3 protein-coding genes and 1 pseudogene are annotated in these 4,963 nt (G+C 45.6%); all 4 read right to left on the bottom strand.

Annotated elements, in window-relative coordinates; genetic code table 11:
- A partial coding sequence (locus tag QUA38_RS07785) for a PadR family transcriptional regulator (RefSeq protein ID WP_333160625.1) occupies positions 1–297 on the bottom strand: 297 nt, incomplete at its 3' end.
- Positions 298–1,050: 753 nt separating this feature from the next.
- A complete protein-coding gene (locus QUA38_RS07780) occupies positions 1,051–1,563 on the bottom strand; it encodes a DUF4112 domain-containing protein (protein ID WP_333160623.1) in 513 nt (170 codons plus the stop codon).
- Positions 1,564–1,883: 320 nt separating this feature from the next.
- A complete protein-coding gene (gene dnaK / locus QUA38_RS07775; protein ID WP_333160621.1) occupies positions 1,884–3,791 on the bottom strand; it encodes a molecular chaperone DnaK in 1,908 nt (635 codons plus the stop codon).
- A 539-nt stretch (positions 3,792–4,330) separates the two neighbouring features.
- A pseudogene (locus QUA38_RS07770) lies at positions 4,331–4,963 on the bottom strand (malto-oligosyltrehalose synthase); the annotation flags it as partial.

The raw sequence follows: 4,963 nt of genomic DNA, 5'->3' as shown, positions 1-4,963 counted from the left end.
TTGGAACCGGGAACCACTGTTAACCCAGCTTTCTTGAGGGTGTTCGAGCATTTTTTGCCGCCAGAGTTCGCGCCCTTGGGCGGTAATTCCGTAGATTTTGCGCGGACAGCCCGCATCTCCGGCTTCTTCGGCAATTGTCGCAATCTGGCCTCGCTCTTCCAAGCGCTTCAGGAGCGGGTAAATCGCTCCATAGTTGACGCTGATGCAACTGCTCATAAACAGCTCCAGTTTTTGCTTTAGCCGGTAGCCGTGCATGGGTTGCAACTGTAGCAGTCCAAGGGCTGATAATTCAAGCATTTATATCAATTTGATATTATAGTCTGGATTATATCACTATATCGAACTCAAGGGCGATCGGGTCAATCGATTTTAGATTTTCGATTTTAGATTTTTGATTGACCCCACGGATAAATGCGGGGGCTTGAGGATTTTAGATTTTAGATTTTTGATTGATTCCACGGATAAATCACGTGGCGGGTACCATCAAGAAATTCCTGGTCACTACCTAGTTTCAAAGAAAATTGATAGTTAAATACATAGTTAATAAATTTTGTCAACACCCTTAAGATATAGTTTTTAATATCCAGAGTGAATTTTCTTGTGGAACAGGCATCTTGCCTGTTCTTAAGAGTGGTGCAATATCTCAGATTTCTGCCACATATCTCTTCTTGGTAAGAGGATCAGAACTTTTATTGGTAGAGGTTGGTTGAATTTTTCAACCATGACACATTTTAGTATTTATTTATTGAAGATCGATCGCAGACACTGTTTTTTGGTAGCTAATACTCCTATTATTTTTCTTAATTATTGGTGCAAAAAAAAGTGTTTAGTTGGTTTCCATTCCTCCTGTTTGTAATCTACGGATCTGTGAGATTATCGCTCTTTGTTGAGGGATTAAAAAAAGCAACGCAGCCTACGGGTAGTTAAACCCAGATGTTTTTCCCTGCCCACAATCATCCTCAAAGATGATTTTCAAGGAAAATTTTTCACGCTTATATGCTATTAATATGACACAAAGGGAGTGATTTATCTTGAGCCGCCAACCAAAGATTAACGTCCTGTAATTACTTGGAATAGCCAGCCAAAAAGCATCACACTCAAGAAAATCACGCCTCCGACAATTAATATCAAACCCAACAGCAACGCCGCCACAAATAGCCAATCGGCTTTTTTGCCTTGTTCAGGGGAACCTAAATGAGCATCCAGCAATTCTATATTTTTGACATTAGCTTTCCAAGCAACATCCAACAAATCTCCAGCCACCGGTACAGTACCAGCAACTGTATCAAATACGATGTTAGTGGCCATTTTGACTAAAGTCTCTTGTGGCACTCCCATTTGAGCGGACTTGAAGACAACATAGCCTGCAAAAATTGAACTGATTAAATCGCCGCCGCCCGGTATAAGTCCCAATATCGGATCGAGTCCGATGCGGTATTTTGTGCCGGGAATCGGAATTGCGTTGTCTAGTAAATGGCTGATCCGGCGGAGTCGGCGCAAGGATGCAATATGAGATGGGCTGGGAGTATTTGGGGAGGAATTTTGTATAGGAGAACGTGACATTTAATTGCTCTCGATTGCGATATTATATCGATTCCGGTTGCACCGGAATGATGTTGACTGTTGACGGTTGACTGTTCACGGCGTCAACAGTCAACCGTCAACAGTTAACTCGAATTTACTATTCCGATGCTAACGGATTGGATATTACTGCTAGTTTATGATATTTGTTGAAGCATATTCTAGTTTTGTCTCTATGCCTCAAGCAAGATTTTTAGTAATTTTAGTCGATCGACTTTGGTATGTTTTTGAACGAACAGAAACCCGGTTTCTGTTCAAAACCGGGTTTCTTGCTTCTAGCTGCGGGCTTTTAGTTTAGCCTTCTATTTGTTGCCTTCTGTGAAATCGGCGTCAATCACGTCGTCGCCGCCGCCTGTCGGGCCACCGTCTCCATAGCCACCAGGGCCGCCAGGGCCATCAGTGGGGCCGCCTGCTTGCTGGTACAGGTTGCTGCTGACAGCGTAGAATGCTTGCTGCAACTCTGTGGTTAGGGTTTTGATGCGATCGTCATCTTCAGTGCCGATCGCCTCGCGCAAGTCTTTGAGCAACCCTTCAATCTTAGTTTTGTCAGCAGGGGGGACTTTATCACCCAATTCTGCCAACTGCTTCTCGATTTGATAGGCTTGAGAATCAGCTTGGTTTTTGCGATCGATCCTTTCGCGACGTTCCTTGTCAGCAGAAGCATTCGATTCGGCTTCCCTCACCATGCGCTCGACTTCATTGCTGGGCAAAGTAGAAGCACCAGTAATGCTAATCGATTGCTCCTTGCCAGTACCTTTATCCTTAGCAGCTACATTCAAAATACCGTTAGCATCGATATCGAAAGTAACTTCAATTTGAGGTACGCCACGGGGGGCTGGTGGAACTCCATCTAAGCGGAAGGTTCCCAAATCCTTGTTATCATTCGCCATTTCCCGTTCGCCTTGCAAAACGTGAATTTCCACGTTTGTTTGACCGTCTACAGCAGTCGAGAAAGTTTCCGACTTCTTGGTAGGAATAGTGGTGTTGCGGGGAATGATTTTGGTCATCACGCCACCCAAGGTTTCGACGCCGAGAGACAGCGGAGTAACGTCGAGCAACAAGATGTCTTTGACTTCGCCGGAGAGTACGCCGGCTTGAATTGCGGCACCGACTGCGACCACTTCATCCGGGTTTACCGTTTGGTTGGGCTCTTTGCCGAGGATTTTTTTGACCAGTTCTTGCACCGCAGGAATGCGGGTAGAACCACCAACTAAGACGACTTCATTAATTGCAGATTTGTCTAATTTGGCGTCGCGGATCGCATTTTCTACGGGGATGCGGGAGCGATCGATCAAATCCGAGCACAGTTCTTCAAACTTGCCCCGCGTCAAAGTCGTGTCCAAGTGTTTTGGCCCGTCTTGAGTCGCGGTAATAAACGGCAGGTTGATTTCTGCTTGGGTAACGCTCGAAAGCTCAATCTTGGCTTTTTCGGCTGCTTCCGTCAGGCGTTGCAGGGCTTGTTTGTCTTTGCGGAGGTCAATTCCTTCGGCTCTTTGGAATTCGTTAGCGATGAAATCAACAATTTTTTTGTCGAAGTCGTCACCGCCGAGGTGAGTGTCTCCAGAAGTTGCTAGCACTTCAAATACGCCGTCGCCTACTTCAAGAATAGATACGTCGAAAGTACCGCCACCTAAGTCAAATACGAGGATGGTTTCGTTGCTCTTTTTATCTAATCCGTAAGCTAAAGCTGCTGCTGTAGGTTCGTTAATAATCCGCAGCACTTCTATACCGGCAATTTTTCCCGCGTCTTTGGTAGCTTGGCGCTGGGAGTCGTTGAAGTAAGCAGGAACAGTAATTACCGCTTGGGTGACTGTTTCGCCGAGGTATTTGCTGGCGTCTTCTACCAGTTTGCGGAGAACTTGTGCAGAAATTTCTTCTGGGGCAAATTGCTTGCCGCGGGCGGGACAGTCTAGTTTAAGGCTGTTGCCAACTTTGAGGACTTTGTAGGAAACTTCAGTGGTTTCATGGGCTACTTCATCAACCCGACGCCCGATAAACCGTTTTACTGAGTAAAAGGTGTTTTCGGCGTTCATCACGGCTTGACGCTTGGCGATTTGTCCGACAAGTTGATCGCCATTTTTAGCATATGCTACTACAGAAGGTGTGGTGCGACCCCCTTCGGCGTTGGCTATGACGGTGGGTTTGCCGCCTTCCATAACTGCGACGCAGGAGTTTGTCGTACCTAAGTCAATTCCAACTACTTTTCCCATAGGGGTGTTCCGGCTCCAATCTCTACAAAATTTTGGTGTCTTATCTGTGCGATAGTCTGGTTATTCAGGACTGCGATTTTACCTCGCGGTTTACGGGTAGTGAGTCCTGCTTTAATACAGTCTTCGATAGGGTGCTTATCTCTATACTGCGGGCGGTAGACCTTGCGATGAAGGGGTATTTACCGAACCTGTTGGGGGACGGTTGCATCCGTGAGGCTTGCACCGCTACAGTTGTTGACTGCTTTTCTTTACTCTTCCCAATGTACGGTGTTCGATCGATTCGGGTATTGTGGCAAACCGTATACGTTGTGTTGTATTTGCCGTCTTTGTTGTATAAATTTTGTTTGGTTGGTAGGGGCGATCGGTTTTTTGACTTCTAATCAGGTTTAATATCAATTCTGAAAAGAGACACGGCTATGCCGTGTCCCTACCCGTTTACTTCCAGGCTGTGCCTGGGAAGGAATATATTATTGAGCGAGAGCCTCAAGTCCGCCTCGTGGGAATCTCGAAAAATTCAAGAATATTCCAGCTTTTCATTGCTATCTTTTACCGATCAGCAGAGCCGCAGGAAAGTAACTCAGAGCGTCACCAATTGCCAACGTACCGTTACTTTCTACCGCCTGATTTGTAATTACATCTTTCCAAACCGACGGCATTTGCTCGGATAATTTCAAATTAGTATCTTTCCAGACTTGTTTGCCGCTCGGCATTTCTTCCGGTTTGACAATTCCCGTCAAAAACCGGGGAGCAATGACAATAACGGTAGTTTCTCCAAAGCTTCTGGCAAAGGCAACAACATTACCTTTAAAAGTGCCAACTGCTTGCAGGGGCAGATAGTCGCCAGATTGAAAAACTTGCAAGTATTTTTTTCTCGCTTCTAGTGCTCTTGCCGTCAAAAATAACTTAATTCTCGCATCTTCTCGCGTCGCAATCAAATCCTCAACCAGTTGCAAAATATCCGTCTGAGCTTGCTCTTTAATTTGCCGCAAAACTTCGATTCTGCGGTCAAAATCAACGGGACGGCGGTTATCCGGATCGACGTGGCTTAAATCCCAGAATTCCGTCCCTTGATAAATGTCGGGAACGCCCGGAGCAGTGATTTTCAGCAGCGTTTGAGATAAAGAATTGAAAATTCCGTAATTAGCTACTTTTTTGCAGAAAGGTATAAATTT

This window comes from Microcoleus sp. Pol12B4, assembly GCF_036701385.1.
Taxonomy (GTDB): domain Bacteria; phylum Cyanobacteriota; class Cyanobacteriia; order Cyanobacteriales; family Microcoleaceae; genus Microcoleus.
The sequence above is the reverse complement of the archived record's forward strand: the minus strand, read 5'-3'. Positions and strand labels throughout refer to the sequence as shown.